Source organism: Paenibacillus sp. FSL K6-1330 (assembly GCF_037976825.1).
Taxonomy (GTDB): domain Bacteria; phylum Bacillota; class Bacilli; order Paenibacillales; family Paenibacillaceae; genus Paenibacillus_AQ.
In genome coordinates, this window is sequence record NZ_CP150269.1 from 1,183,658 (window position 1) to 1,209,166 (window position 25,509).

Sequence of the window (25,509 nt, forward strand, 5' to 3'; positions counted from 1 at the left end):
TCCATGACGAGTTTGTATTATTTGCTCGAAAAAAGCAGTTTCGTCCCGGCGATTCCGACCAGGAATATGACGAGACTGATCCATGGCGCTATTGTCAGAACCGGCAGCAGCCGTCCCAGCCACACGCCGGCTACCAGAATCAATACGGTGATGGCGACATAAATTCCCATATTGCGAACATTAATCTTGCGCTTGTCCTCCTCCGGCTTGAAGGTGTCGCTCTTCATCCATCTTAACAATGCGTGGATAAGCACATAGGAACCGCCTGCTATCAAAATCAGGGTGGAAATACGTACCTGCGTCATGCGCTCAACCGGCCCTCCGGCCCACATCGTGATGAATCCGACCAGCGCTTGGACGAAGAAAAACCAGGTTAAGGCAATCCAAGGGATCATGAAATGGTATTGGAGACTGCTCAGGCCTTTTATTTTTGGCAGCTGCTCCACGAGCTCCTTGCAGTAGGATTCGGGATCGCTTCCGAACACATCCTCGGCGCTCCTGCCCTTGGCTTGGGCATCCAGCAGGTGCTGGGCGATTTCAAGCAGCAGTTCCTCGCCTTTTTGCTCCTGCACGAAGCTGCTGCGGATATAGACCACCATGTCTTGGTAATAGCTAAGATTGTCAGGCGTCATGGCATCCTGGAGTCGGTTGTTCTCTTTGATCATCTGTTTGGTATTCATCTTCACTGTCCTCCACGGGTAAGAATATGGTCCACACTATCTTTAAGCGTTCCCCAATGTTCCTTGAATTGTTGAAGAACATGCAGACCTTTATCGGTCAGATTGTAATATTTACGGGGCGGTCCCCCGGCACCGGGCGCAGGCCGCAGTGTCCCTTCGATAAGCTGGTCTTTCTGCATACGAAGCAGCAGGGGATAAATGCTGCCTTCGCTTACAAACGTTAGTCCGCTGTCTTCCAGCAGCGTGCTAATCTCATAACCATATACCTCCCGATGCTCCATAAGCGAGAGAATGCAGCCTTCGAGAATGCCTTTTAGCATTTGACTTTGGGTGGTCATGAATGGGGTTATCCTCCTTCAAGTATATTGCTATGCAAGGTAGAGGGGCGCATTTAGGCTGGGCTGCAAATGAGAATGATAAATGCCGAGTGACGAATTGACAGTGATGTCGGATGAGAATGACAATGGCAACGGCAATAGTGAATGGCAATTTGCAATGACAATGGCGAATTACAATTGTGAATAACGAATAGCAAAACCTTGATCCCTACAAAACGGACGTCCCTTTCAGCTACCTTGTTATGCAATATATCATACCAGCAGCATACTTGCAATGCAAGGTAGCGTAAATAATCCATGTCGTATTCGTGAACCAGGTATAATTCTGCCGTTCCTATTTCACAATAATAAGCATTCTGAAGCAATAGACGACCCTCTAAACATTTAGGGGTAAGAAGGAGGAGTTCTTTAGGTGAGTGCTAACTTTTATGACGATGAATTGCATGGTGGAGACGCTGTGCCGGCCAATGGGCAAGAGGTTGTCGCAGGCAGCAGTACAGCGGATGGGATATTTGGCCAGCCTGAAGGGGGATACACCTCCGGGGATGATGAAACGGATCTTTCCGCATCAAGCTTATGGGAGAACGACCCCATTGGGAAGACCTGGATGAATGATTGGAGCGGACGAGAAGAGACCCATGCGATGTTTCGCCAGAGCTATGAGTAAGGCTGAAGGTGCGGTGTGAAAGCTGATGAAGATTGAAGTGGACAAAATAAGACGCATGCTGGGGTTTGCAAAGCCGTGAGTGGAGGTTGAATGGTTCGGAGAACTGGGCGGAACTATAGTTTAGGAGAACGATGTCACGTTTGTCTATTGTATAAGTAGAGGTTGAATGGTCTGTGCTTCATAACCGATGGAGCTTTAGTAGAAGGCTGAATTACTGAATACAGCCGATTTCTACATGCATCTCACATTGCATTGTAGCTCACCGTCTGCCATTTGCGTTGACAATCCATAATCACGATGCTAAGATAGGTTTATCTAATTCATATTAAACTTATCGGAATTGTTAATATTATGATTAAGGCGTGTTATCGCAAGGAGGAATCGGCATGGAGCGGCAAATTACAATCCGGCATAATCAAGAAGAACTTACGGCAACCATCCATTACCCGTTGAAGGAAGCGGCCCAAGGAGGCAGGTGCAATCGGGTACCGTTGGTCATCATCTGCCACGGCTTTGTTGGAAGCCGGATCGGCGTGGACCGGCTGTTTGTCAAAACGGCGCGTGAGTTTGCCGATGACGGGTACATGGTAATCCGGTTCGATTATATCGGATGCGGGGAGAGCTCTGGCAATTACGGAAGCGAGGGGCTCGACTCGATGATTGCCCAGACGCGTTCCGTTCTCGATTATGGACTCAGCTGTGCCGATGTCGATCCGACGCGCATCACACTCATCGGACATAGCTTGGGTGGCGCTGTCGCCCTGCAGACCGCCGTTCGTGACCGGCGGGTGAAGAATCTGATTCTGTGGTCTGCGGTAGGTTATCCGTTCAACGATATTGTCAAAATCACTGGTCGCGATGTGTACGACACCTCTGTTAAGTCGGGAACCGCTGATTATTTGGGATACTCGTTTACCCCGGTCTTTTTCGATTCGTTGGCACAGGGTCAGCCTTTCCAGGAAGCGATCAAGTTTACGGGCAATGTGCTGGTGATACATGGTACCTCAGATGAAGTCATTCCGGTCGATTACGCATTTTTGTATCAAAAAGTGTTCTGGATGCGCCAGGAAGGCCGCTGTGATAAGGAGATCATCTTCCAAGCCGATCACACGTATTCCGCCGGGCCTCAGCGCGAGCTGCTCCTAGAGCGGACACGGGATTGGTTGAACGAACAGGAGAACATTCAGCAGGAGTGGCAGCACTGGATGATTTAAGGGAGTTATTTGGCATATTGGGCGATTTAACGGTACAATAGAGTTGTCCCTTGATTTTGAAGCTGGAGGTGGCATCGATGACGTTACCTGCTTTATTTATTGCCCATGGTTCGCCGATGATGGCCCTGGAGGACAACGAGTACACCCGCTTCCTTGAGCAATTGGGGCGGGAGCTGCCTGTACCTAGAGGCATAGCGGTATTTTCTGCCCATTGGGACGATCCGGATCAGCGGCTGACTGAAGATGCAGTGCATGGCACGATGCATGATTTTTACGGATTTCCGGAGGAAATGTACCAGATCACGTATCCTGCCCCAGGCAGTGCGGAGCTGGCTGCTCAGATTCGTCAGCGTTTTGAGGCAAGTAATCTGCATGCCAAAGCCGTGACTGGCCGTGGACTGGACCATGGGGTATGGGTCATTCTGCGCAAAATGTACCCCGATGCGAATATTCCTGTGGTGGCCTTGTCTGTGGACTCCAAGCGCTCGCCACACGAACAATATTCCATCGGTACGATGCTGTCCGATTTGCGTGAGGAAGGCATCCTGATTATCGGGAGCGGCGGTTTGGTGCACAATCTGCGGATGGTGCATGAGAGCGATGAGCCTGATGAATGGGCGGCTGCATTCGATGAATGGATCGCGAAGCAGCTGACGGAATGGAATCTGAATAATTTGTTTGCGTTTGACAAAAAAGCGCCTCATGCCAGCGATGCGGTCCCATCTTATGGACGGGAGCATTTTGTCCCTTTGTTCTATGCAATGGGTGCTGCCGATACCGGCCGCAAGGCAAAACGATTGTTTCAATCTTACCAATATGGCAGTTTGAGTCTGAACTGCTGGTCATTCGAATAATGAGATGCCGGGCTTGGATCACAAGCTCGGCTTTTGTTGTGTTAGAGGGGATTGTGTGTGGGATTTTCGTTGGCAGCGAGTCGGGGCAGATGTCTGTGGGGAGAAGCAGAAGATAGTGGGGGGCGTTATTGGGTAACCAGTGTACTTAGTCAGTCCGTCGGCGGCCCGGCAAATATCGGACCTCAGATCCGCTATTTTCGTAATCGGCATGATATTGCGAGGTTTATCGGACACAGAATCCGTTAAGTTGCAGATCAGTGCACTTGCTCAGACCGTAGGAGCGGCAGTATTGGACCTCAGATCCGCTATTTTTGCTATACGCACGGTATTGCGGGAGTTATCGGACACACGATCCGTTAAGTTGCAGATCAGTGCACTTGCTCAGACCGTAGGGGCGGCAGTATCGGACCTCAGATCCGTTATTTTCGCTATCGGCACGATATTGCGGGGGTTATCGGACACACGATCCGTTAAGTTGCGGATAATCGGCAAAATGATGGCCTATTTCGGTGAATAACGGATCTCTGGTCCGTTAGTGTCAAAGAAATGGTGCTTTTGGTCAAAATAAAGTCCGCTGAGTCCGCTAAAATTGTAAGTCGTTAAGCAGCGTCACATGTACGTCGCTCGAACGTAAGCACAAGCTCAAATGTATGCAAAGCTCAAACGTATGACGGCGTTCGAATGAGTACAACGCTCTTTGGACCTCTGATCCGCTATTTTTGCTATACGCACGATATTGCGGGGGTTATCGGACACACGATCCGTTAAGTTGCGGATAATCCGTAAAATGATGGCCTATTTCGGTGAATAACGGATCTCTGGTCCGTTAGTGTTAAAGAAATGGTGCTTTTGGTCAAAATAAGGTCCGCTGAGTCCGCTAAAATTGTAAGTCGTTAACAGTTTCGCATGTACTCGTTAAGCAATGTTGTATAAACTCGCTAAGCAGTGTCCCAATGCACTCGTTAAGCAATGCATGTAACAACGCTCGAACGCTGCCATAACAAAAAACAACCCGGCTTGATTGCTCAAGCCAGGCTGTCTAATCAATAGGGTAGAATTTTTTAACTACAGTTACCTACTATGTTATGCCGTTTGTTTTTTGAATGGTGTGTGCGTGGTTCCGTCGCCTTTGGTTGTTTTATGGGTCATTTTGTTCCACAACCCGCGGAGGTAAGGGAGTACCCAATGGTCGAAACCGATTTTACCGGCGTTGGCAGCAGCGACGATGATCAGCACTTCAAGCAGTAACATTTGGGCGTTGGTGCTCACGGTGCCCGAGAAGAGGAACGCGGCGTTCATAACCAGTCCCATCAGAGCGGCGAAGGTGGTGAAGGTACCGAGAATGAGTCCGAGACCTACCAGGAATTCACCGAGCGGGATGATAACGTTGAAGAGCTTCACGCCTGGCAGTGCTCCGTGTTCGAGGAACGCTGCCCACCAGCCTTGTACGGCGGGGTGATCGCCGGCTGCCTTCGCAATCGCGCCTTGCAAGAAGCCGCCTGCGTCAAATCCGCCTGTCAATTTACCCCAACCTGCTGTCATCCATTCATAACCGATGTAGACACGAATGATAGTCAGCAGCCACATTGCAAATTTGTTTGTTCTCAGCCAGTTGTTAAACATATAAACCACTCCTTAAAAGTATGAATTTTCTTTTTATGAAAGCTTCCTTGCAAATTCTCAGGTGCGTTGAAGTTCTGCGTTGTTGTTGTTTCAGGAAGATGATCATCTCTTTCATGTCTTTATTATAAGTGAAATAAATCACAATATATGTGATTAAAATCACATTTGTGATAAACATCATAAAAAATTTTACGGGTTGACGCAGTTAACGTACAGCAAAAGACGGATGATCGGGATTGAGGCCGCGATCACCCGTCGGTTGAAGTTAAGAGGTACAGTTAAAGTTACAGTAATGGTGTAGTGTTGTAGTAGAGTAGTTGCAGCAATAAGTAGTTTGCAGGAGCGGGGAGTAGTTGTAGAGGTAGTAGTCGTAGAAGCAGTAGCTGTGGTAAGTAGCACTATAATCTCAGTAGTAGTTGCAGCAACAGTAATTGCAGGAGCCGTGTAGAAGTAATTGCCGCAACCAGTAGTAGCACTCGCATAGCTGTAGTAGTGGCAGTTTCCGCGATGAGTAACAATGCAGCAGGAAGTAGCAGCGATAGTATTAGTAATTTGCGGCAGCAACACTAGGAGTAGCAGTGCAGTAGTGTGGTAGCCGCAGCAGTTGCAGCGACAGGAATTACAGGAGCGATGGTAGAAGCAATCGCGGCAATCAGTATTAGCACTAGCATAGCTGTAGTAGTGGCAGTTTCCGCAATGAGTAACAATGCAGCAGGAAGTAGTAGCACAGCATAGCTGCAGGAGCGGCAGTTTCAGCAATGGAAGTGACAATGCAGCAGTGAGCAGCAGTGAGTAGCAGGAAGTAGCAGCGATAGTAGTAGTAATTTGCTGCAGCAGCAATAGGAGTAGCAGTGCAGTAGTGTGGTAGCCGCAGCAGTTGCAGCAACAGGAATTACAGTAGCCGTGGTATAAGCGGCAATAGCGGCAATCAGTAGTAGCACTAGCATACTGTAGCTGTGGCAGTTTCAGCAATGAGTAAAAAAATGCAGCAGCAAGTAGTAGCGATAGTAGTAATTGCGGCAGCAGCCATACGAGTAGCAGTAGCAGTAGCAGTGCAGTAGTCGCAGCAATAGGAACAGTGCAGTAGTAGCATTTGCACTAAACAAAACTAGTTGCAGCAGCGTGTCACAAGGCAATAACAGCCAACAGAAGTAGTGACGTACAGGCTTGCAGCAGTTGCACTAACAGAAACAGCAGCAGTTTCCCGAACCAGCACCAACAGCACCATCAGCCAGGCGGCAGCAGTATGCAGTTGTGCAGAGAAGCAACAGTAATAGCACCAACAGTAACCTGCAGTTTGCATGAAAAAGCTCAAAGAGGAGATAAGCAGTCAATCGGATTAAGCGGTGAGAATGAGTCAGTCTCCACTTTTTGAGAGGAGGGAAGTCAAGCGGCAGCTTACAGAAGAGGAAGCAAGCCGCTTTTGATTCTAGTTATAGCAACCAGCTAATGTTCATCGGTGTTGATTTAGCTTTAAAGCCCTTCAGACTGCCTGATTCTGTAGAGAGGAGGGGTCACTGCTGATTTTTGCTTTGCGGGTGAATTTATCTTGGAGGTAGGACATGAGCCAGCGGTCGATCCCAATCTTTCCGGCATTTGCAGCCGAGAGGATGATCAGAAATTCGAGCAGTAGGAGCTGACCATTGATGCTGATGGAACCGGAGAAGAGATACGCGGTGTTCATCACGAGCCCCATTAGGGCGGCGAACACAGTGAATGTGCCGAGAATGAGGCCAAGTCCGACGAGGAATTCGCCTAGCGGAATGATGACGTTGAACCATTTTACGCCCGGCAGCGCGGCATGCTTCAGGAATACGGCCCACCAATCCTGAACTGCGGGATGCTCACCAGTGGATTTGGCGATGGCTCCCTGCATAAATCCGCTTGCATCGAAGCCTCCCGTTAACTTGCTCCAGCCTGCCGTCAACCATTTATACCCGACATACACCCGAATGACCGTCAGCAGCCACATTGCGATTTTGCTTGATTGCAACCATTGAATTAACACCAGCATCACTCCTCCATGAATAATCATTCTCTTTTTCTGTTTTCAGATTTTTGCAAATTTGAAATTCGTAAGCGCGATGGAAGCCGAAAAAAACAGCAACGATCTATTTAATGTCGCATCCTAACAAATTATTCATATTTGCAAAAATCTGTATTTAAATACAGTATTCGCAAAGGTCGGAACTTGGCATGGGTTCTTGGCATGAAAAAAAGACGATGGAGAACCGAATGGTTCTCCATCATCCCATGTTTGTTGCTTTACCTTTACGCGGTGCGTTTTTTAAGCGGGGTTGGCGCGATACCTTCATCTTGGTTTGTTTTGTGGGTCATTTTATTCCACAGGCCACGAAGGTAAGGGAGTACCCAACGGTCGAGACCGATTTTACCGGCGTTGGCAGCAGCGACGATGATCAGCACTTCAAGCAGTAACATTTGGGCGTTGGTGCTCACGGTGCCCGAGAAGAGGAACGCAGCGTTCATAACCAGTCCCATCAGGGCGGCGAAGGTTGTGAAGGTACCGAGAATGAGTCCGAGACCTACCAGGAATTCACCGAGCGGGATGATGACGTTGAAGAGCTTCACGCCCGGTAATGCCGCGTGCTCGAGGAACGCTGCCCACCAGCCTTGTACCGCTGGGTGATCGCCGGTTGCATTGGCAATGGCCCCTTGGAGGAAGCCCCCTGCGTCAAATCCGCCGCCAGTCAATTTACCCCAACCTGCTGTCAGCCATTCATAACCGATGTATACCCGTATGATAGTCAGCAGCCACATTGCAAATTTGTTTGTTCTCAGCCAGTTGTTAAACATATAAACCACTCCTTAAGTGAGTTTTGATTTTTTGGATTAATGGGTCATTACGTTGTTTCTGATGTCGTTGTTGTTGGTTCTTGTTGCCTTGGGAAGTGATCACCTTCTCTATGTCTTTATTATAAGTGAAAATATTCACAATACACGTGATAAATATCACAAAGTTGTGAACATTTCAAAATGAGCGATACTCAGAGGGGGTTATATCCAATGTGGGCACCGATTTCCGGGTGCGCGATGCCTAGTTAGGAGCACGCTTGGATGGCTGTCAGGCTACCATTTACCTGCTTTCCGCTTAGAGCCATAAAGTACTGCTATATCTATGTCATCATGGTTATCCATTATCTGTTTGTTACGTTTAACGATCATTGTCGGGGGTTGTTGACTCCAACATTATCAGCGATGCGATCAAGACGAAGCTTTTTGTCCAAAATGTTTTAGCACATCATTTCATGATGGATTTCATAAAACCTAAACCTATAAAGTAACGGGAAGCACAGGAAAAAGGATTAAAGATTGTCCTCGATTGTTTCCGAGAAGCCTGTTGTTTGAATCAAGCGATATAGAAAATAGAGAGCTCGGGCCTGAAGTTTGATCGTTTTGTGCAGGTAAGCTCGAATACTTTCAGAAAGCTTCATCGCTTGCTCGATGTTCTCTAGCTCTAAGCGTGCAATGGATTGTTTTAAGTTCACGGTTTCCTCGGAATAAACAGAGCTCTGCAGTACCTGAATCATCCTAATTTTAAAGAGATGCGATTCATTATAAAGACGGTAACCGTTATCAGGGTCTCGCTTAGCAGTGAACAGGCCGCTCTGCTCCCAGTAACGGATTGCCGATTTAGGAGCCCCCGTTCGTCTGGAAACCTCGTGGATGCTGAAATATTGGTTAGAGTCGTTAGCTCGACTACCTTCAGAACATGATTTCAACTCCCTTACCAGTTGATCTAAACTTACTTTTTCCCGATGCAGCATGACCTCTCGATCCCTGACGATCCACAATGCGTCATCCAACTCATTTCGCCCAAGACAATGCATTACCTCGCTCGTTACTTCCATACCGAATGCGGCAGCCATGGCTTGAATACATGCCAGATAAGCTTCATGCCGTTCTGTGAACATACGATATCCATTTGAAGATCGATCTGCAGGAGGTATTAACCCCTTCGCTTCGTAGTTCCTCAGAGTGCTGCTACTTAACCCGTATTTCTCTGCAAGTCTTTTTGGTCGAAAGCTCATGTTATCCCACCTTCGTAAAAAATGCACAACATTAGAACCATTGTAATGTTATTCTGGACTTTTTATTGATTTCCTTCATATGTACCTCCTAAACCTTCCAATTGGCTTTTATGTTATATGATGAAAATAATCCAATTCAAGGAGGAGTTTATATGACAGTAAAACCAGTATTGCGTTCCGACATGACCATTGAGGAGATTTGTGTAGCAGGTAATCAATATATCGAATCGGTATGGAAAACACTATACGATTCGATGTTTGATGAGTTAACGATCGCTTTTCGTGAAATCGAGGATGCTGCCTATGGGCTCTATTTGGATCAGTTGATGCCCGCACTATTTTGAGACCTTGAAGGCGCCGGGTTCGAAGCAACGGAGCCCCTCAAGGAACAAGATTTCATAATCGGGAAATGTCTGCTATTTCGAAATTCGCTTGAAAAATGGGGAACCGAGGAAAATAGGTCTAGAATATTCTGGAACGTTATACGTAGTAAGAATGGTCAACAGCCCATCGGAACGTTATTGACGGAAATCCCTCATTCTCATCTGAAGTTCGATATTCCTAGGGCACCTGTACTATATTCGCTGAGCGAGCATGAGAGGGAACAAATCGCGCGAGGGATTCGACGGATTAAGGAATAAGAATTTATGGTAGGGGACTATTCCAATTACGATGCATTGAACGGTGAGCCGTTCGAAGATCAAGTATTGTATCATTATGAGGTCATCGGTACAAACTGCAGCTCTCTGGAAGGCCGGCGATGAGAAATCGAAGGAACCGTCACGATCGGTGACCTCTTGGCTTTAACAAGCCTTGTCATTGATGTGTGGTTGCTCCTAAAATATTAGGAGTTATCTTTGCCCAAAAAAGGCGCCCTGGCTATGGGCGCCTTTTTTTATATTTTTCGTTCATTTCCATGAAAGATAATTCTTCTCTTAATCTTCGTGCATAGTGAATGGGTTACCATCTGAAAATCCAAGGCCTCCGTAGCTATCAGCCAATTCACGCAAAGCATAGTTGGCATTGTTTTCGTGTCTATCATAAGTTTTTCCAAAAATTTCAAAGGAGCCCTTATCACCTATAAGACCATAAACAGTAATTCTTGCTTCAACTCCAATACTGCTACGTTTACTGAGGTCAGAAGTCTGGGCATTAATGAGACCATTAAAAGATCCTCCAAAAGGGTGGTGTTATATTTGATAAATCCAAATTCACCTAGAACACCAAGTGAATCAGAAAAAGTTTTATTACCTTATGCCATAGGCTGGGCTGTACACTCTTTTTAGAGACCGAAGTAGCATGCTCCTTCACAAAACTCGCATCCTCCTCACTAAACTCTTCTCCGACCTCATAACGATCGTTAATTTCATCCAACTTTTCTCGAATTTGAATTTCGGATAATCCTTCTTCAGGGGCTGCGAATGTCATACCAACTGCGCTAAGAGTAAGTGCCATAACAAGTAATGGTGTCAAAGCCAGCCTCATGATTTTCTTTAACATAATAAACCCTCGCATTGTTATATTTTGAACCTTATTAATTGTGGCTCTATATAGTTTAAACACCTAGAAACAGGAAAAGGTTATGGAAAATATTTTAAAAATAGACCGATCTATGGAAGACCTTAATTTAAATGTCGGGTGACAAAAACATAGTAACATTAGAAGCCGCTGATTATGCGGCTTTTTATATTTATGTTATCAAGTTCTTGTGAAAATACAATGACAAGAACTTGATTACATTCCCGACTGATGACAAGAACTTGGTTACATTCCCGATATGATTTCATCGACGACGGCAGACGCCCTTTTATTAAACTAACGGGCAGAATAGTTTAACAAAATGAAGGAGCATTCTGCTTGTGGCATCTGCTCCTTCTTCATGTTGCCGTTCAGGATCAAGCTGTCTACATTTCAGGAGGCAGCTCGTCTAATATTCCGATAATGCCTGTTTTTGGTACGAGTTTCATATTTCGGAACCCAATTATGATAATATATGAAAAAGTATGGAACGAGGAGTGGGATAATTGGCTTGACGATGAAGCAACCTGGAGGTTTGTCAATGCGATTGGTTCGGGTTCTGCATTTTTTAATACTATGTAGAGAGAGTGATGTTACTTGAAAAGAAACGTATTATACATTGAAGATAATGAGAAAATAGGCAGTTGGGTAAAGGAAGAATTGGAACAGCGAGGGTTTTCAGTTCAGTGGCTGCTAACTGGTGAAGGAGCCGAAAGAGAAGTCAATCAGCATGAAATCGTTATTTTGGATATCATGTTACCCGGTTTAGACGGATTTACTGTGGGAAGACGATTAAAGAAGGCAGCTCCTGCTGTTCCTATTTTGCTGTTAACTGCTCGAACATCGATAGATGATAAAGTAGATGGTTTACAATTTGCTGATGACTACTTAACGAAACCATTCCATACAGATGAATTAGTTGCAAGATTAGAAGTATTAATCCGTCGTAATGGTGGAACAAAATCCGAACGCATTTCATTAGGAAATCTGATTGAAGTAGATCCAGAAGGTCAAATGATATTTGACAAACGCACAGGAGAAGAAATTATATTAACAGGGAAACAGCATCAAATCTTAATGTACTTCTTACGCCACCCTAATCAAGTTTTAACAAAAGAACAAATTTATGAAGCTATTTGGGAAGAAGCTTATATAACTGGTGATAAAACATTAATGGTGCATATCCATCGACTGCGACAAAAATTAGAACGTCATCCGGATTCCTCAGAGATTATTGAAACGTTGAAGGGAATAGGCTATCGGGTGAAACTATGAAACAGAATAGATCATTATTTCATCGTTTTCTAAAAGTGCATTTTCTATTTATCTTTTTTCCTCCCATTTCACTTATTTTCTTCAGTGCGTTTTTTGGGATTTCTGATATGAATGAAAAAGTTCTGAACACGTTAAATCTATTTTACGTTACCATACTTTTGTTTGGTTTTATTATTGTAGCATTTGTTATATTATCTTGGCTGTTCTTCTTGAAACTTCAAAAACGTCTCGCCCGCTTACAGGAAGTCATGTCATTTTCAGCTAAAAATAATTCATTTCCTAAACCCATATCTGTTCAATCGGATCGCATGGATGAGATAGACCAGTTAGGAATTTCTTTTAATTGGATGATTCAGCAGCTTGAAGACAGTCGCAAGCGAGCATTTGAAGAGGAATTATTACGACATCGACTCATTGCGAATTTATCTCACGACTTACGAACGCCACTTACCATTTTGAGAGGACATGTCACCAGTTTAAATAAAGAATCCATGAGTTTCGAAGGACAAAACTCGTTAACAGAGATTAACCATACGATTACAAGAGTCGGAGATCTAATGGATGATTTACTGTCCTATACATTGCTTACATCAGGGAAACATCCTTTTGGGCCCGTTTCAACAGATATTGTACGTTTAGTAAGAGCATCTGTTGCTGCGTGGTATCCTGTGTTTGAAGATAAAGAAATTCAGCTCGATGTTGATTTACCGGCAGAGGATACTTTTTATTGGGAAGCAGATCCTAATTGGATGACACGGGTTTTGGATAATTTATTTCAGAATATTCTTCGCCATGCAGCAGAGGGAAAATATGCAAACATTGTGGTTGATGTAGAAAAAGAACAGATCATTATTGCAGACAGAGGTCCAGGTTTGGATAACTCTTCCTATGAGCGTGGGGCGGGGATTGGTTTATCGACTTGTCATTATATGTTGAAAAAAATGAATCTGAAAGCGAACTTTACATCAAATGAAAAGGGCACAAGTGTAGCTATTGCAAGGGCTTAACCTAAAGGTAATCCAGAAGTAAACCACATGATAGCTGTGATGTAACTTTGCTTCTATATAATTGGAACCATAACGGAAAGGAAGTGTTATGGTTGCTTACCATTAATAACTTAGTCAAATATCGCGGAACTCAACAAATCTTATCAGGTATCAGTTTTAAAGCGAGACCTGGTAGAGTGACTGGTTTTTTAGGTCCGAATGGGGCAGGGAAAAGTTCTACACTACGCATCCTGCTTGGATTAGATCGTGCCACCTCAGGGAGTGCACTCATTAATGGCAAGCCATTCGCAGAATTACATAATCCTCTAGCAACAGTAGGTGCCGCACTGGATGGATCTGGAGCTCATCGTAGGCGAACAGGAAGGGCCCATTTAAGTTGGATTGCTCGTGCCGCAGGATTACCTAGTTCACGTGTCGAGGAAGTTCTGGAAATAGTGGGTCTTACTAATGCAGCTGACAAAAGAGTTGGGAATTATTCGCTTGGCATGGGGAGAAGACTTGGAATGGCGGCTGCACTACTGGGTAATCCCCAAATATTGGTTCTAGATGAACCAGTAAATGGGCTCGACCCGGAAGGAATTCGTTGGATTCGGACATTTTTACGTGAACGTGCTGATTCTGGAAACACGGTGTTACTGTCCAGTCATCTAATGGGAGAGCTTGCAGAGACTGTTGATGATGTGGTGATTATTAAGCATGGAAAAATCGTTGCAGATGGAACATTGGAAGAAGTAATAGGTAACCATTCCACGCTGGAGGAAGCCTTTTTTGCCCTGACATCTGAAAATGCAGGTGAGGTTGGATGAGAGCATTCAACGCAGAACTATCTAAATTGTTCTCCCTGCCGGGCATCTGGCTTGCCTTTCTTATTGGAGCATTTGCCCCAGCGGTCATTGCTGCCTTGGACAGTATAGCTCAAAAAGAGGAGATTATAGCTGGAGTTAGCACACGGCTAACGGAAGTTGGATATATTGGCTTAGCTCTTGGTGTGCAAGGTGTCATTATTATTGGGGTGCTTGCTGTCAGCAGTGAGTATTTGACAGAGAGCAGTGAATCTGGTGGAGGACAACAGATTACAACAAGTTTAACTGTTGTTACATCCCGATTTCTTTTTTTGCTGGCAAAAGCAGGCGCTGTGACAGTGATCAGCATACTGCTATGTATTGTTGCTATTATGACAACTGTGTCTGCAACGCATCTTATTCTCGGTGAATATGCCCCTGCATTTGAATGGTCCAGACTTATCGGTGCAGTTTGTTACTGGACATTCACTGCTCTTTTAGCACTTGGGATTACTTTGCTAACTAAGAATGGCATCATCCCGCTTGCTGTGCTCATAATAAATTCTTCCGTTGTATCATTTAGTGTCCTGCTTTCTAAGGTTACAAAGTTGGCGTTTTACTTACCAGATAGGGCTGGCGCTGAAATGTTTATGTTTACAAGCGACAGACTTCACACCCCGTCCACAGGCAGTTTATTCGACAGATTTCACACCCCCTTCACAGGCGGTTTAGTCATGTTTGCCTGGGTAGTCGTTTTTTTCATTGTTGCAGCTATTGTATTCCATAGGAGGGACGTTGCAGCATGAGTGTCTCATCTAGTAGAAAGATAACACAAATCCTTGGTGCTGAACTGGGTAAATTAGTTACATTACCATTGATATGGCTCACTCTTATGGGTACATTCATTCTTAGTTTAGTTTTAGCCGCAGCTTTTACTTCTGTTGGTCTACAAGGGGCAGCAGGAACGCAAAATATACTGAATATAGGTCTTGCTTCTATGGGATATCTTCAAGCAGGCTTCATTATTCTTGGTATATTAGCTACTTGTTCGGAGTATACAGGTGGACAGATTCGAACTACTTTAACTACGATACCTTGGCGCGGGTTCCAATTATCCACGAAGCATTTGGCATTGGCAATTATAACTATTCCTGCTGCGTTTATTATTACTGCATCAGGTGTACTATATACCTTTATCATGATGAAAGACACAGCAGTAGTGATTGAAATAGACGCAATGATAGAATCATTAGTAGGTGCAACAGGCTATCTAACATTAACCACACTTCTCAGTGCAGCTATAGGTGCTTTACTGAGACGAACCACTCCTGCTTTAGTGATACTGCTTGGTTATTATTTCATTGTCAGTCCATTGTCAAGAGATTTTCTACCTAGTATTACAAATTATTTTCCGGATACGGCAGGATATTATATGTATATGCCGCCTTCCTCTGATGAGATAAATGTCCTTACACCCATGCAAGGGACAGGTATTTCAATGTTATGGACACTGATTTTTTTTACAGCAGCTATTGTATTTTACCGTAAACGAGATGCCTAAGTGTTTCATCATTTATACACACCATCTGGCAGTTTGTATAATCTACCATATGGTGATGTTTGGTTAAAAGATGTTTTTGAGCAATCCAATGAATAAATATTTCATCTAAGAACGGATTCTTACCTTTTTGCAGGCTGTCGAAAGCGAGAATTCATGGTTCGTGCTGGATGTGTAGTAAAAAAGTCGAACGCTTGACTTCCCAAATCTGAGGAATCCAGAATTGAAGGGCTTCGGCATCAGATAACGAATTACCATGAAAGAGATCAGAGACAAAGCGAAGAGAGGGATTCCATCATCGGAATGCCCTCTTATTTCCATTTGTATCATTCAACAAGTTAATCGATATTTTGCCCGTGAATTCATTAAGCTAACGGGCAGATTAGTTCAATCAAGCCACTGTAACCTTGGAACACTTAACCTTAAGTTTACGTATAAAGGAAAAGAAGTCGAGGGGAGTGGGAAATGATGAAAGTGGTCATTATCGTTATTGTATTTGGACTGATATTTGCAGCATGTAGTAGTTCAGAGGAAACAAGTAAAATCATCACTGATTCCATAACGAAACCAACGATTAATACAGTAACCAAAAATGAGTTAGATTCCAAGCAGGTCATCTACAATCATAACTATGACAACATGGATCGTGGGAATCATGATTTAGAAGGCCAGGTTGTGATTGATTTGAAGTATTACAATGAGCATGCGATTAGCCGCGGTGATATCGTATACTTTACAAATCCTGAAACTAAAAAGAATCTTGGTGAGTACAGTATTTCTAGAGTAATCGGGTTACCTGGCGAAAAAGTAAAGATTGAAAAAGGACAGATCTATATTAACGGGAAAATGCTTGATGCCTTTTACGGAAGAGCACATCGACTGGGTGCTGATCTCGATAGTTTGAAAAAAGCTTTAGAGCGTGTTGACTTAGAAGATTACATAAGAAAAAACATCGAAAATATAGCGAATTATTTTGAGGAATTAACTATGAAGGAAATTGAGATCCCTGAAGACAGCATTTATATTGTAGGTGATGATTGGTTTCGCAGTAATGATAGCAGATTCTTTGGGCCATTACCCACAGATAAAATTGAGGGAAAAGTGGTTGGGGTGATCGGTAGCCCGTAAAGCTAACGGGAAACGTTAGTTCAATAAAAGACAAGAAGGCAGCCATTAACGAGATCGGCTGCCTTTGTTCAACTAACGGGCAGGATAACGTAATTGCCACATAGAACATGTACTATATTTAAGATGGAAGAAGTTGCTGGAAAGGTGGATATAGATTGGACCCTCGTCAAATTGAGATTCTATGTAATGAATTAGGGCTAGGTGATATAGCCGTTGCCCCTATTGCGTTATCAGGCGGTTTATTACATCGTATGTATGCAGTACAAACCACATCAGGTAGATATGTAGTCAAAGCGTTAAACCCAGAAATTATGGCCAGACCAACGGCCATGCAAAACTTCATCAGATCAGAACTTATTGCTAATCGTGCTGCAAACTATATACCTGCTCTTCCGGCTAAGAAGTTTAATGGTGCTTCTATCCAACAAGTGGGTGAGCAATTCTGTCTCGTATTTGAATGGATGGATGGCAAAAGCCTTAAGCCCAGCGACATAAATACGGGTCATTGCAAAATAATGGGTAGCATTCTTTCATCTCTACATATTGGGGATTTCTCAGACCTTGGAATAGTTAATAATTCTTCTGAAGATCGGAGACTAACTGATTGGAACTTCTATTTGAAAAAAGGGCAAGAGAGTAATGCCGAATGGACAAGTATATTATTTGAAAACAGTGAAATGCTTAACGATTGGAATGCCGAAGCTATAAATTCAGCGAAGCAAATTTCAACAGATATGGTCATCAGTCATGGCGACCTAGACCCTAAGAATGTTTTGTGGGATGTTAAACCAATTCTGATTGATTGGGAATGTGCAGGATATAGAAACTCTAAGCAAGATTTAGTTGAAACGGCTATTTATTGGTCTGAAAATGATTCGGGCGAGATTGACAAAGACAAATTCTTATCTTTCATAGATGGCTATAAGGGAACAACACAAAACCAAATCCATGCAAACTGGAGGATGATACTGGCAAGTGGATTTTTAGGGAAGTTGGACTGGCTAGAATATTGTCTAAAGCGGTCTTTATGGATTGATTGCACGGATCACGATGAACAGAAAGCCGGGACCGAACAGGTTGCTGGAACCATACTAGCTATTAAGCGTTATGCAGAGAAAATTAATGAAATTGAAGGATGGCTGAAAGAGATCTAAATTGCCTGATCGATTACGCTAACGGGAAACGTTAGCTCAATAAAAACCAAAAGCAGCCTCGATCAACTTGATCGGCTGCTTTTGTTCATCTAACGGGCAGGATAATTTAAGTTTTTTAGAATATAACAGTATATGACTATCAATATATTTATTCCTGTCCGACGACAAGAACGTATAGACTTACAGGCAGCAATTCAACATAGAGCAGCCGTTTGATGCAATATTGCCGCTCATTGTCAGAAATTAGATAATCATTCTTACCAAATCCAGCATAAGCTCAATCGCCCTTTATTCCTGTCTTCCAACAATCTGCTATACTGATAGTTGGCTTACACGGAACGCTTTGAGGAGGAATCGCATTGTACCGGATTTATATTGTGGAGGACGATAGCAAAATTAGCGCCGTCCTAAAGAGAAATATGGAGAAATACGGATTTGATGCAGCTTGCGCATCAGAGTTTCGAGACATCGTGCCGGAACTTGAGGTGTATGAACCGCATTTGGTCATGCTTGATATAAACCTGCCGTACTTTGACGGCTATTATTGGTGCAGGCAAATACGTAAAAAATCCAACGTACCGATCATTTTCATATCCGCTCGTGCGGGTGAGATGGATCAGGTGCTGGCCATAGATAACGGCGGTGATGATTACATCACGAAGCCGATTCATTTAGATCTTTTAATCGCGAAGATAAAAAGTGTATTAAGGAGAGTTTACGGGGATTATTCGGCATCGACCGGTCATGCCCCGTCGCCTGAAAACGAGTTGAACGTACAAGGCTTGCGACTGAACCTTAGCCGTAATGAACTTATATGGCAAACACAAAGAACCCAGATTACGAAGAATGAACAGTTGTTAGCTGAATGCTTCATACAGCAGTACGGAAGAACCGTCTCGAGGGATCAGCTCTTGGGGACGTTATGGGACAATGCGCAGTTTGTCGATGACAATACGTTGACCGTCAATGTTGCAAGATTGCGCAAGAAACTGGAGGAGCTGGGGCTGCCGAATGCGATCGCGACAGTACGAGGTATGGGTTATAAACTGATTCTGGGCGAAGAGCAGGGGGAGACGAGTTTATGAGAGTGCTCCCGGTAGTGGTGTTCCTTCGTGACCGGCTAATTTATGTGTTATCCGGATTCCTTATGATTAGTACCGGCGTCTGTTTAATGCTTCTGGAAAACGCGCGTTATCTTGGATGGATGGATACGAGTACGATTTATTATTTTGTTGTTGCAGCCGCGTTCTTTTTGATTCTTGGACTAGTTGTTGACTATATTCGGCAGCGTGAGTATTACAACCAGCTTAAAAATGCGATTGAAAGGTCTGATGAATTACACGTTGAAGCCATCGTACAATCTGCAGTAACGAAGGAGCAGCAGCTTGTCGCTAGATTGCTTGAGCAACAAATGAGCGCTTATTTGAATAAGCTGGGCGCATACCGCCGTCAGCAGGAGCTTCATAATCATTTTGTGCTGCAGTGGGTGCATCATATGAAGACGCCCTTATCGGTTATCGATCTGCTCTTGCAAGAGACAGCGAAGCAGCTGCCGTCTTCAGAGAAGGAACAACAAGAGCTCGCCTTCAGCCTGCATGAAGAAGCGGATCGAATGTCGAGAGGTCTGGAAATGCTGCTCCATACGGCACGCCTTGAGAAGTTCGAAATGGATCTTCATCTCAAAAAAACGCCTCTTCACGACGTGATACGAGACGTTCTGATCGCACACAAACGTCTTTGTATTCGGCATAACGTCATACCGCAAATACATGGCGAGGCATGGACGGAAACGGATGAGAAGTGGATGACCGTCGTACTCAATCAAATTGTCAGCAACGCTATTAAATACAGTAAGAACAAGAAAGGCCTAAAAAAACTAATTTTCCTCTTGGATCAGAGTACAGACACTGGCAGCAAACTTAGCATAACCGATGAAGGAAGTGGTATCGCACCTCACGATATACCACGAATATTTGATCCTTTCTTCACTGGCGAGAACGGACGATCTGCAGAGGAATCGACGGGAATGGGACTCTATTTAGCGAAGCAAGTGTGCAGCAAACTCGGTCATGAACTTTCCGTATCGTCGGAGTTGGGTGTTGGTACGACGATTACGATCACTTTTCACCCCCATGGCATACACCTCCTTCTTGGCAGCAAAGCGAACAAGGACATGCACGCTTTGTGACAACTTTGTCATGTTCGAAGCGTGTTTTTTGTTATGTAAATCGATGGGTTCGATACTCATTGCCCGCTATACTAAACCTTGTTAAGACACACAGACTAAAAACGGGAGGAGGGAAATCGAACGATGAGTATACTTAAGGCACAGGGACTTAATAAAATTTACAGTTCCAAAGGGAATGTCGTATGCACAGCACTACATGACATTGACCTGCAAGTAGAACATGGCGAATTTGTCGGTGTCATGGGGCCGTCGGGAAGCGGAAAGACGACGCTGCTTAATCTTCTCGCGGCAATGGAACGTCCGACATCCGGCCATATCGAAATTAACGGAATTTATCCAAATAAGCTCAGCGATAAAAAATTGGCGCTTTTCAGAAGGCGCGAACTTGGCTACATCTTTCAGGATTTTAACCTGCTGGATGCCCTGACCATCAAAGAAAACATTATTTTGCCGCTGGTGTTGGAAGGGACGGCTCCCAAGTTGATCGAGGAAAAACTGAAGTCCCTTGCAGAATGGCTGCAAATTACTAATCTCTTGAACAAGCGCACCTATGAAGTGTCAGGCGGTCAGAAGCAGCGTGCGGCCATTGCGCGCGCCCTTATTCATGAGCCGTCGTTACTGCTCGCCGATGAACTGACGGGAAACCTGGATTCGAAGTCGGCGAAGGATGTGATGGAGTCGCTAAAAGAGTTGAACGAAAGATTCAGGGCAACGGTTTTAATGGTGACTCACGATCCATTTTCGGCGAGTTATTGCCAGCGCATCGTGTTCATCAAAGATGGAAGAATCTTTTCGGAAATTCGGCGCGGCTCCAACCGGCAAGCGTTTTTCCAACAAATATTAGACGTGCTGAGCGTATTGGGAGGGAATTTTAATGACGCTCCGTTCGCTCGCGCTTAGCAACATCCGCGGCAATTGGCGGTCATACGGCGCGTTTTTTATGAGCAGCGTATTGTCCGTCATGATCTTTTATATCTATGCGGCGTTTGTTGCGCATCCGGCTTTGACAAGCGGTCAGTTGATCGGAACTGCGAAAGTAAGATTGGGCATGGTGCTTTGCCAATACATCATCGTCATTTTCTCGTTTTTGTTCGTGCTTTACTCCAATTCGGCTTTTCTGAAGTCCAGAAAGAAGGAATTCGGCCTTCTATACATGTTCGGAATAACCCGTATTCAGCTTCGCAGACTTATCGTGTATGAGAACACGGTGATTGCCGTTTTGGCCATCGCAGCCGGCATCGGGCTGGGGATACTATTCAGCAAGCCGTTTTTTATGGCGCTCGCAGTGCTGCTTGGCATGAAAGAATCCATTGCCGCTCTTGTACCGCTTCGCGCGCTGTGGATGACGACCGGCGGCTTTTTTATGCTGTTCACGTTCATTTCCGTGGTAACGGCATGGCGTGTGGGGAGTACGGAAATTGCAGGATTGCTTAATGCAGCGGGAAGGCCGAAGGAACGGTCCGTTTATTCGCCATGGTTTGCTCTGCTTGCAGTCTTGTGTTTGGCATCCTCGTATGGGATGGCTTTGAGGTTAAATATGGCGAATTTTAGCATGCTTGCACCGATGATTCTGCTTACGGCAGTTCTTGGAACTTATCTTTTATTCACGCAGTTCAGTAGATTGCTGCTGCGAATCATTAAAGGTTCTGCAAGAGTCTACTATAATCGAACGAATTTGATCGTATTCGCTCAGCTTGGTCTGAAGTTGAAGGAAAACGCGAGAATGTTGTTTATCGTGTCGATTTTGAGCGCGGTTATTTTAACGGCATCCGGAACGATATACATGTTGGGACTTGCCGTACAGTTGGACAATGTAAAGACGCAATATGAGGATGCCCAAGGGGTCATTTCTCTTACGATGTTCATTGGCGTGTTCATTAGTTTACTGTTCTTTATCGCATCCGGCAGTATGATTTATTTCAAATTGTTCACGGAACTGCAGGAGGATCAGGCGCAGTATAAAGCACTGACCCGTATCGGTATGACGCAAACCGAACTTCGAAAAATCGTCTTTATGCAGGTCGGCATTCTTTTCTTCGCGCCATGCCTCGTCGGTATCGTACATGCGTTGGTCGCGCTTAAAGCATTAAATAACCTGCTTATGGTATCCAATTGGATCTATTCGTTCGTCATCATCGGTATTTACATGGCCATGCAAACGATTTATTTCCTTGTGGCCTGCAATAGCTACATGAAAAGCATAAATTTAAAGGGGAAACGGTTATGAAACCATCAGTAAAAATGTGTTTGTTCATGATTCTTATGATTCTAACGGTTAGTAGTCTCACACCCAATATAACTAACGCCGACTCAAGCGAAAAAATTAAGAAGATCGAACAGTATGTTGAAGAGCAAAAAGAGATCAGCAAAATTCCAGGGATATCGTTAGTAATTGTAGAGGAGGGGAAAACGGTTTATCAAAAAGGCTTCGGGTACGCTGATGTAAAGGCCAAAACACCCGTGACCGCTAATACATTATTTGAAATCGGATCCACAACGAAAGCATTTACGGGTCTTGCCATTCTGCAATTGGAAAAGGAAGGGCTGTTAAAACGGACGGATGACGTTCGAAAGTATATCCCATGGCTAGAGTTAAAATATAATGGAGAGCCGCAAACGATTACTATAAATCAGCTGCTTTATCATACCAGCGGGATCGCTTCTAGAACTATAGCTCATATTCCTGAGAGCAATGCAGATAACGCCCTCGAAATGAACGTAAGAACATTGCTGAACCAGCAATTAAACCGGAAGCCAGGCAGCTCTCATGAATACGCAACGCTCAATTATGATGTCTTGGGACTCGTTATCGAGATCGTAACAAAGCAACCCTATGATATGTATATAAAGCAGCAGATATTAGAGCCGATCGGCATGAAAGACTCGTTTGTTGGGCTGCATCAAGTTCAGTCCAACGAGATGGCAGCCGGCTATAAAATAGGATTCATGAAAGAGCAAGCCTACACGCCGCCCATCTATCGGGGGAATGTACCCGCCGGATACGTTATCAGCAACACGAAAGATATAGCGAAATGGATGAATCTACAGTTAGGAAGAGATCCGAGCCATGCGTTCGACAAACAGATCATTCAAGAATCGCAAATCCCTGATTTGTCGGTGGAACCTTTTGATAAAGACACCTACTATGCCAGCGGATGGGCAGTTATGAAAAAAAACGAAAAACAATATATTTTCCATGCCGGACAGAACCCGACTTTTACCTCGTATTTCATCATGCAGCCCGATGAACAATTAGGGGTAGCCATTCTATCCAATTTGAATACGAGCTTTACGACAGCCATAGGTCAAGGCGTGATGGATCTGTGGGAGGGGAACGACGTTGCGAATACTCATTCCTCCGGCGATCAAAAGTTGGATCGAATCGTGACCATCCTGTGTATCGTCGTCGGCTGTTTCGGAGTAATGTTCATCCTGCTATCGCTAAGAACCGTGAGCAAGTTTGTTCGAAAACAAAGAATACGGACAAAATTAAACGTAAAAAGGATCTTGTTATTATCCGTACATACGTTGGTTGCAGCTGCAATTTTGACACTCACGCTCATGTTTCCGAAAATTTTCTTTCAAGGATTGCCTTTGGCATTTATTAAAGTATGGGCCCCAACGACAATCTCGGTGTTTCTTTATAGTGTCATAGTGGTAAATATCATTTATTATCTGATTGGACTATTGCTTATTTTTACTAAAAAGACGAAATTGAATTGAAGAAGAAACGTAATCTCGACATGAATAAAACTATTGCAATGCAGGTCTATGTGTACCCTAATGATATATGATACTAATAAATATATTGCAATACGTTGATGAAATGTATCAGTTTAGAATTCTGATTATAATTTAATCATCCAAAAGACCCCGTCTAGATTAGACGGGTTTTTGTGTCATTTATAATGGTCTTGTTTAACTTTTACTGCTTCAGATGGCCACTGCCAAGAGAAGATGTAATTGCTTGTGTATACGTTTACCTATTACGAACCAGAAAGATTCGGGGAATTAAGGAGCCATCCAAAAGTGACCAAAATGGCAAGAACTTATACTCAGAGACGATTAGATGGTTGACTAAGGTCAATCGATCTTGGAAGCCCATTAAACTAACGGGCAGGATAGTTGAAAAAGGAACTTAAATTTAAATCTCGAATATCTAATGTAATCGGATAGCTAAAAATTTGATGACAGACAGGAGTTAGATACAATGATAAAAGGTTTTTGAGGAATATTTTGGAGAACTAAGAATCTTAAAGTTGTAAAAAAACGGTACAGTGAAGTGTTGAAGATTGAAAGAACTGTGATAAAACCCCAATTAGGAAATGAGACTATCTTTTCTTTCTTTACTGAGAATGACAGTTATTTTCCAACAGAACAACAAGTGATGTTGAATTTCCAAGTACACTAAACGAGACTATTAAGCATCTTGAACATATTGGTGTACCTCTTGCAAAGAAAGAAGAGATTGTCGGGAGTAGTTCAAGTTCTTGTTAAAATCGGAAATGGGATAAACTTCTGTCAATTTCAGAAAAGTATATAAGTTCTTGATATTGAGTTAGGACAAGAACTTATATAGGTCGATAAGCTGTAATCTAAACTTACTGACCAACATCATTACCTTAATCCTTAAAGGCAAGCCAGAACAAGATCGAGTGGTCATCGACAGGCGTTCTTATCATATGAAAAGGGAGCTTTGACAACCAAGCGACGAATTTGAAACAGGTTTGGAAGTTAAGCTAGTAATCCGAGAAAGGCTGATGAAATGGCCCCTTCTTTATGTTGTCAATTGGGACAAACGATTTTACAGGCACACTGCGTCAGGCCCGATGCGTGAATATGATGTTATTGTAGTAACTTTCATCATTGAATTTTTATTCAAATTATACTCCATGATACCAATTGGAATCGAAATCCAACTTCAATAATTGTCCAAATCTCTCACCGAATTCAATAAACCCTCTTCCTCTTGCAGTCAGTATCTTCCCATCTTGGACTACAAGATCATTACAATAATTCTCTTCTTTAAAAAAACCTGTTTCCTTTCTCTGTTCTTCATACATGCCAATTGTGTATTTACGATCTTCTAACAATCCTGCTTTTGCTAATAGATATGGAGAACTTGAGATTGCTGCAATTACAAGATCCTTATTATAAAGGGAACATTTATTTATAAAGTCTATCAGATCTTCATTATCATACAGCGTTGAAATATCCATACATCCTGGAAGTAATAGACTATCTAGCGTATTGATATCGACATCATAGATCGTTGTATCAGAAATGCAAGTTAGGTCCGATTCACCTATTATTGGTGCTGAAGTAATCCCTATCGTCTTTATCGGGTGATCTCCCTGCTTAAGAATGGAAAGGGCAACGGTTAATTCATATTCACTAAACAAAGGGTATAAAATCACACCTGTTATTTTTGTTTTCATTTCATATAATCCTTCCATAAATATTTACTATTGTGG

Annotated in this window: 24 protein-coding genes and 3 pseudogenes; 19 read left to right on the plus strand and 8 right to left on the minus strand. The window is 43.7% G+C overall.

What is annotated here, in order from left to right; translation table 11 throughout:
• Positions 1 to 17: 17 nt before the first annotated feature.
• Together NYE54_RS05165 and NYE54_RS05170 are read right to left on the minus strand one after the other, a co-directional pair.
• The gene (locus NYE54_RS05165) at positions 18 to 680 is read right to left on the minus strand and encodes a DUF1129 family protein (protein WP_098742035.1); all 663 of its coding nucleotides are present in this window, start codon (positions 678 to 680) and stop codon (positions 18 to 20) included.
• Positions 681 to 682: 2 nt separating this feature from the next.
• Entirely contained in the window at positions 683 to 1,018 is a 336-nt protein-coding gene (locus NYE54_RS05170; RefSeq protein WP_076325576.1) for a PadR family transcriptional regulator, read from the minus strand.
• A gap of 412 nt (positions 1,019 to 1,430) precedes the next feature.
• Here NYE54_RS05170 and NYE54_RS05175 point away from each other — a divergent pair, with 412 nt between their 5' ends.
• The 4 genes from NYE54_RS05175 to NYE54_RS05190 all read left to right on the plus strand — a co-directional run bounded on the left by NYE54_RS05175 (position 1,431) and on the right by NYE54_RS05190 (position 4,270).
• Positions 1,431 to 1,685 carry a hypothetical protein gene (locus NYE54_RS05175; RefSeq protein WP_339270531.1) on the plus strand — a complete coding sequence of 85 codons (255 nt, stop codon included), beginning with the start codon at positions 1,431 to 1,433 and terminating at the stop codon, positions 1,683 to 1,685.
• A 386-nt stretch (positions 1,686 to 2,071) separates the two neighbouring features.
• Positions 2,072 to 2,899, plus strand: coding sequence for an alpha/beta fold hydrolase (locus NYE54_RS05180; RefSeq protein ID WP_076325574.1), 828 nt, complete (start codon positions 2,072 to 2,074; stop codon positions 2,897 to 2,899).
• A gap of 77 nt (positions 2,900 to 2,976) precedes the next feature.
• Entirely contained in the window at positions 2,977 to 3,753 is a 777-nt protein-coding gene (locus tag NYE54_RS05185) for a class III extradiol ring-cleavage dioxygenase (RefSeq protein WP_098742039.1), read from the plus strand.
• Positions 3,754 to 4,042: 289 nt separating this feature from the next.
• Positions 4,043 to 4,270 carry a hypothetical protein gene (locus NYE54_RS05190; RefSeq protein WP_339270534.1) on the plus strand — a complete coding sequence of 76 codons (228 nt, stop codon included), beginning with the start codon at positions 4,043 to 4,045 and terminating at the stop codon, positions 4,268 to 4,270.
• Between the two features lie 566 nt (positions 4,271 to 4,836).
• Here the strand turns inward: NYE54_RS05190 and NYE54_RS05195 are convergent.
• The 4 genes from NYE54_RS05195 to NYE54_RS05210 form a co-directional block, all read right to left on the minus strand.
• Positions 4,837 to 5,376, minus strand: coding sequence for a DoxX family protein (locus tag NYE54_RS05195; protein WP_339270536.1), 540 nt, complete (start codon positions 5,374 to 5,376; stop codon positions 4,837 to 4,839).
• Between the two features lie 1,483 nt (positions 5,377 to 6,859).
• Complete coding sequence (locus tag NYE54_RS05200; protein WP_339270538.1) at positions 6,860 to 7,384, minus strand: DoxX family protein; 525 nt, start codon at positions 7,382 to 7,384, stop codon at positions 6,860 to 6,862.
• 263 nt (positions 7,385 to 7,647) lie between these two features.
• On the minus strand, positions 7,648 to 8,190 hold the full coding sequence (locus NYE54_RS05205) for a DoxX family protein (RefSeq protein ID WP_076325570.1): 543 nt from the start codon (positions 8,188 to 8,190) through the stop codon (positions 7,648 to 7,650).
• A gap of 509 nt (positions 8,191 to 8,699) precedes the next feature.
• Positions 8,700 to 9,425, minus strand: coding sequence for a MerR family transcriptional regulator (locus NYE54_RS05210; RefSeq protein ID WP_339270540.1), 726 nt, complete (start codon positions 9,423 to 9,425; stop codon positions 8,700 to 8,702).
• Between the two features lie 182 nt (positions 9,426 to 9,607).
• On the opposite strand from NYE54_RS05210, the pseudogene NYE54_RS05215 reads away from it, so the two are divergent.
• Together NYE54_RS05215 and NYE54_RS05220 are read left to right on the plus strand one after the other, a co-directional pair.
• Positions 9,608 to 10,066, plus strand: a pseudogene (locus NYE54_RS05215) (DUF6022 family protein).
• Between the two features lie 6 nt (positions 10,067 to 10,072).
• A pseudogene (locus tag NYE54_RS05220) lies at positions 10,073 to 10,156 on the plus strand (acetyltransferase); the annotation flags it as partial.
• A 484-nt stretch (positions 10,157 to 10,640) separates the two neighbouring features.
• Here the strand turns inward: NYE54_RS05220 and NYE54_RS05225 are convergent.
• Positions 10,641 to 10,925, minus strand: a complete 285-nt coding sequence (locus NYE54_RS05225; protein ID WP_339270542.1) for a hypothetical protein — start codon at positions 10,923 to 10,925, stop codon at positions 10,641 to 10,643.
• A gap of 615 nt (positions 10,926 to 11,540) precedes the next feature.
• Here NYE54_RS05225 and NYE54_RS05230 point away from each other — a divergent pair.
• The 13 genes and pseudogenes from NYE54_RS05230 (at position 11,541) to NYE54_RS05290 (ending at position 24,532) form a co-directional block, all read left to right on the plus strand.
• On the plus strand, positions 11,541 to 12,218 hold the full coding sequence (locus NYE54_RS05230) for a response regulator transcription factor (protein WP_339270543.1): 678 nt from the start codon (positions 11,541 to 11,543) through the stop codon (positions 12,216 to 12,218).
• On the plus strand, positions 12,215 to 13,225 hold the full coding sequence (locus NYE54_RS05235) for a HAMP domain-containing sensor histidine kinase (protein WP_339270545.1): 1,011 nt from the start codon (positions 12,215 to 12,217) through the stop codon (positions 13,223 to 13,225). Before NYE54_RS05230 ends, NYE54_RS05235 begins: the two co-directional genes overlap by 4 nt.
• 92 nt (positions 13,226 to 13,317) lie before the next feature.
• Positions 13,318 to 14,031 carry an ATP-binding cassette domain-containing protein gene (locus tag NYE54_RS05240; protein WP_339270547.1) on the plus strand — a complete coding sequence of 238 codons (714 nt, stop codon included), beginning with the start codon at positions 13,318 to 13,320 and terminating at the stop codon, positions 14,029 to 14,031.
• Positions 14,028 to 14,813, plus strand: a complete 786-nt coding sequence (locus tag NYE54_RS05245; protein ID WP_339270549.1) for an ABC transporter permease — start codon at positions 14,028 to 14,030, stop codon at positions 14,811 to 14,813. The genes NYE54_RS05240 and NYE54_RS05245 overlap by 4 nt, the downstream gene beginning before the upstream one ends.
• Positions 14,810 to 15,568, plus strand: coding sequence for an ABC transporter permease (locus NYE54_RS05250; RefSeq protein ID WP_339270551.1), 759 nt, complete (start codon positions 14,810 to 14,812; stop codon positions 15,566 to 15,568). Before NYE54_RS05245 ends, NYE54_RS05250 begins: the two co-directional genes overlap by 4 nt.
• Before the next feature lie 462 nt (positions 15,569 to 16,030).
• Positions 16,031 to 16,693, plus strand: a complete 663-nt coding sequence (lepB, locus tag NYE54_RS05255; protein ID WP_339270553.1) for a signal peptidase I — start codon at positions 16,031 to 16,033, stop codon at positions 16,691 to 16,693.
• 155 nt (positions 16,694 to 16,848) lie between these two features.
• A complete protein-coding gene (locus NYE54_RS05260; RefSeq protein ID WP_339270555.1) occupies positions 16,849 to 17,847 on the plus strand; it encodes a phosphotransferase in 999 nt (332 codons plus the stop codon).
• Positions 17,848 to 18,206: 359 nt separating this feature from the next.
• Positions 18,207 to 18,932: a response regulator transcription factor gene (locus NYE54_RS05265; RefSeq protein WP_339270557.1), complete on the plus strand. Its 726-nt coding sequence runs from the start codon at positions 18,207 to 18,209 to the stop codon at positions 18,930 to 18,932.
• Positions 18,929 to 20,035, plus strand: a complete 1,107-nt coding sequence (locus NYE54_RS05270) for a sensor histidine kinase (RefSeq protein ID WP_339270559.1) — start codon at positions 18,929 to 18,931, stop codon at positions 20,033 to 20,035. Before NYE54_RS05265 ends, NYE54_RS05270 begins: the two co-directional genes overlap by 4 nt.
• Before the next feature lie 123 nt (positions 20,036 to 20,158).
• Positions 20,159 to 20,935, plus strand: a complete 777-nt coding sequence (locus tag NYE54_RS05275) for an ABC transporter ATP-binding protein (RefSeq protein ID WP_339270561.1) — start codon at positions 20,159 to 20,161, stop codon at positions 20,933 to 20,935.
• Positions 20,910 to 22,262: an FtsX-like permease family protein gene (locus tag NYE54_RS05280; protein WP_339270562.1), complete on the plus strand. Its 1,353-nt coding sequence runs from the start codon at positions 20,910 to 20,912 to the stop codon at positions 22,260 to 22,262. Before NYE54_RS05275 ends, NYE54_RS05280 begins: the two co-directional genes overlap by 26 nt.
• Complete coding sequence (locus tag NYE54_RS05285) at positions 22,259 to 23,758, plus strand: serine hydrolase domain-containing protein (protein ID WP_339270564.1); 1,500 nt, start codon at positions 22,259 to 22,261, stop codon at positions 23,756 to 23,758. Before NYE54_RS05280 ends, NYE54_RS05285 begins: the two co-directional genes overlap by 4 nt.
• 508 nt (positions 23,759 to 24,266) lie before the next feature.
• Positions 24,267 to 24,532, plus strand: a pseudogene (locus NYE54_RS05290) (glyoxalase).
• Positions 24,533 to 24,918: 386 nt separating this feature from the next.
• Here NYE54_RS05290 and NYE54_RS05295 read toward each other — a convergent pair.
• Positions 24,919 to 25,473 carry a DJ-1/PfpI family protein gene (locus tag NYE54_RS05295; RefSeq protein ID WP_215163357.1) on the minus strand — a complete coding sequence of 185 codons (555 nt, stop codon included), beginning with the start codon at positions 25,471 to 25,473 and terminating at the stop codon, positions 24,919 to 24,921.
• Positions 25,474 to 25,509 lie beyond the last annotated feature (36 nt).

Excerpts from the sequence above, each read along its gene's own strand:
- NYE54_RS05165 (WP_098742035.1), bottom strand. The coding sequence starts at position 680 with ATGAATACCAAACAGATGATCAAAGAGAACAACCGACTCCAGGATGCC.
- NYE54_RS05170 (WP_076325576.1), bottom strand. The coding sequence starts at position 1,018 with ATGACCACCCAAAGTCAAATGCTAAAAGGCATTCTCGAAGGCTGCATT.
- NYE54_RS05180 (WP_076325574.1), top strand. The coding sequence starts at position 2,072 with ATGGAGCGGCAAATTACAATCCGGCATAATCAAGAAGAACTTACGGCA.
- NYE54_RS05185 (WP_098742039.1), top strand. The coding sequence starts at position 2,977 with ATGACGTTACCTGCTTTATTTATTGCCCATGGTTCGCCGATGATGGCC.
- NYE54_RS05195 (WP_339270536.1), bottom strand. The coding sequence starts at position 5,376 with ATGTTTAACAACTGGCTGAGAACAAACAAATTTGCAATGTGGCTGCTG.
- NYE54_RS05205 (WP_076325570.1), bottom strand. The coding sequence starts at position 8,190 with ATGTTTAACAACTGGCTGAGAACAAACAAATTTGCAATGTGGCTGCTG.
- NYE54_RS05210 (WP_339270540.1), bottom strand. The coding sequence starts at position 9,425 with ATGAGCTTTCGACCAAAAAGACTTGCAGAGAAATACGGGTTAAGTAGC.
- NYE54_RS05225 (WP_339270542.1), bottom strand. The coding sequence starts at position 10,925 with ATGTTAAAGAAAATCATGAGGCTGGCTTTGACACCATTACTTGTTATG.
- NYE54_RS05235 (WP_339270545.1), top strand. The coding sequence starts at position 12,215 with ATGAAACAGAATAGATCATTATTTCATCGTTTTCTAAAAGTGCATTTT.
- NYE54_RS05245 (WP_339270549.1), top strand. The coding sequence starts at position 14,028 with ATGAGAGCATTCAACGCAGAACTATCTAAATTGTTCTCCCTGCCGGGC.
- NYE54_RS05250 (WP_339270551.1), top strand. The coding sequence starts at position 14,810 with ATGAGTGTCTCATCTAGTAGAAAGATAACACAAATCCTTGGTGCTGAA.
- lepB (WP_339270553.1), top strand. The coding sequence starts at position 16,031 with ATGATGAAAGTGGTCATTATCGTTATTGTATTTGGACTGATATTTGCA.
- NYE54_RS05270 (WP_339270559.1), top strand. The coding sequence starts at position 18,929 with ATGAGAGTGCTCCCGGTAGTGGTGTTCCTTCGTGACCGGCTAATTTAT.
- NYE54_RS05275 (WP_339270561.1), top strand. The coding sequence starts at position 20,159 with ATGAGTATACTTAAGGCACAGGGACTTAATAAAATTTACAGTTCCAAA.
- NYE54_RS05280 (WP_339270562.1), top strand. The coding sequence starts at position 20,910 with ATGACGCTCCGTTCGCTCGCGCTTAGCAACATCCGCGGCAATTGGCGG.
- NYE54_RS05285 (WP_339270564.1), top strand. The coding sequence starts at position 22,259 with ATGAAACCATCAGTAAAAATGTGTTTGTTCATGATTCTTATGATTCTA.
- NYE54_RS05295 (WP_215163357.1), bottom strand. The coding sequence starts at position 25,473 with ATGAAAACAAAAATAACAGGTGTGATTTTATACCCTTTGTTTAGTGAA.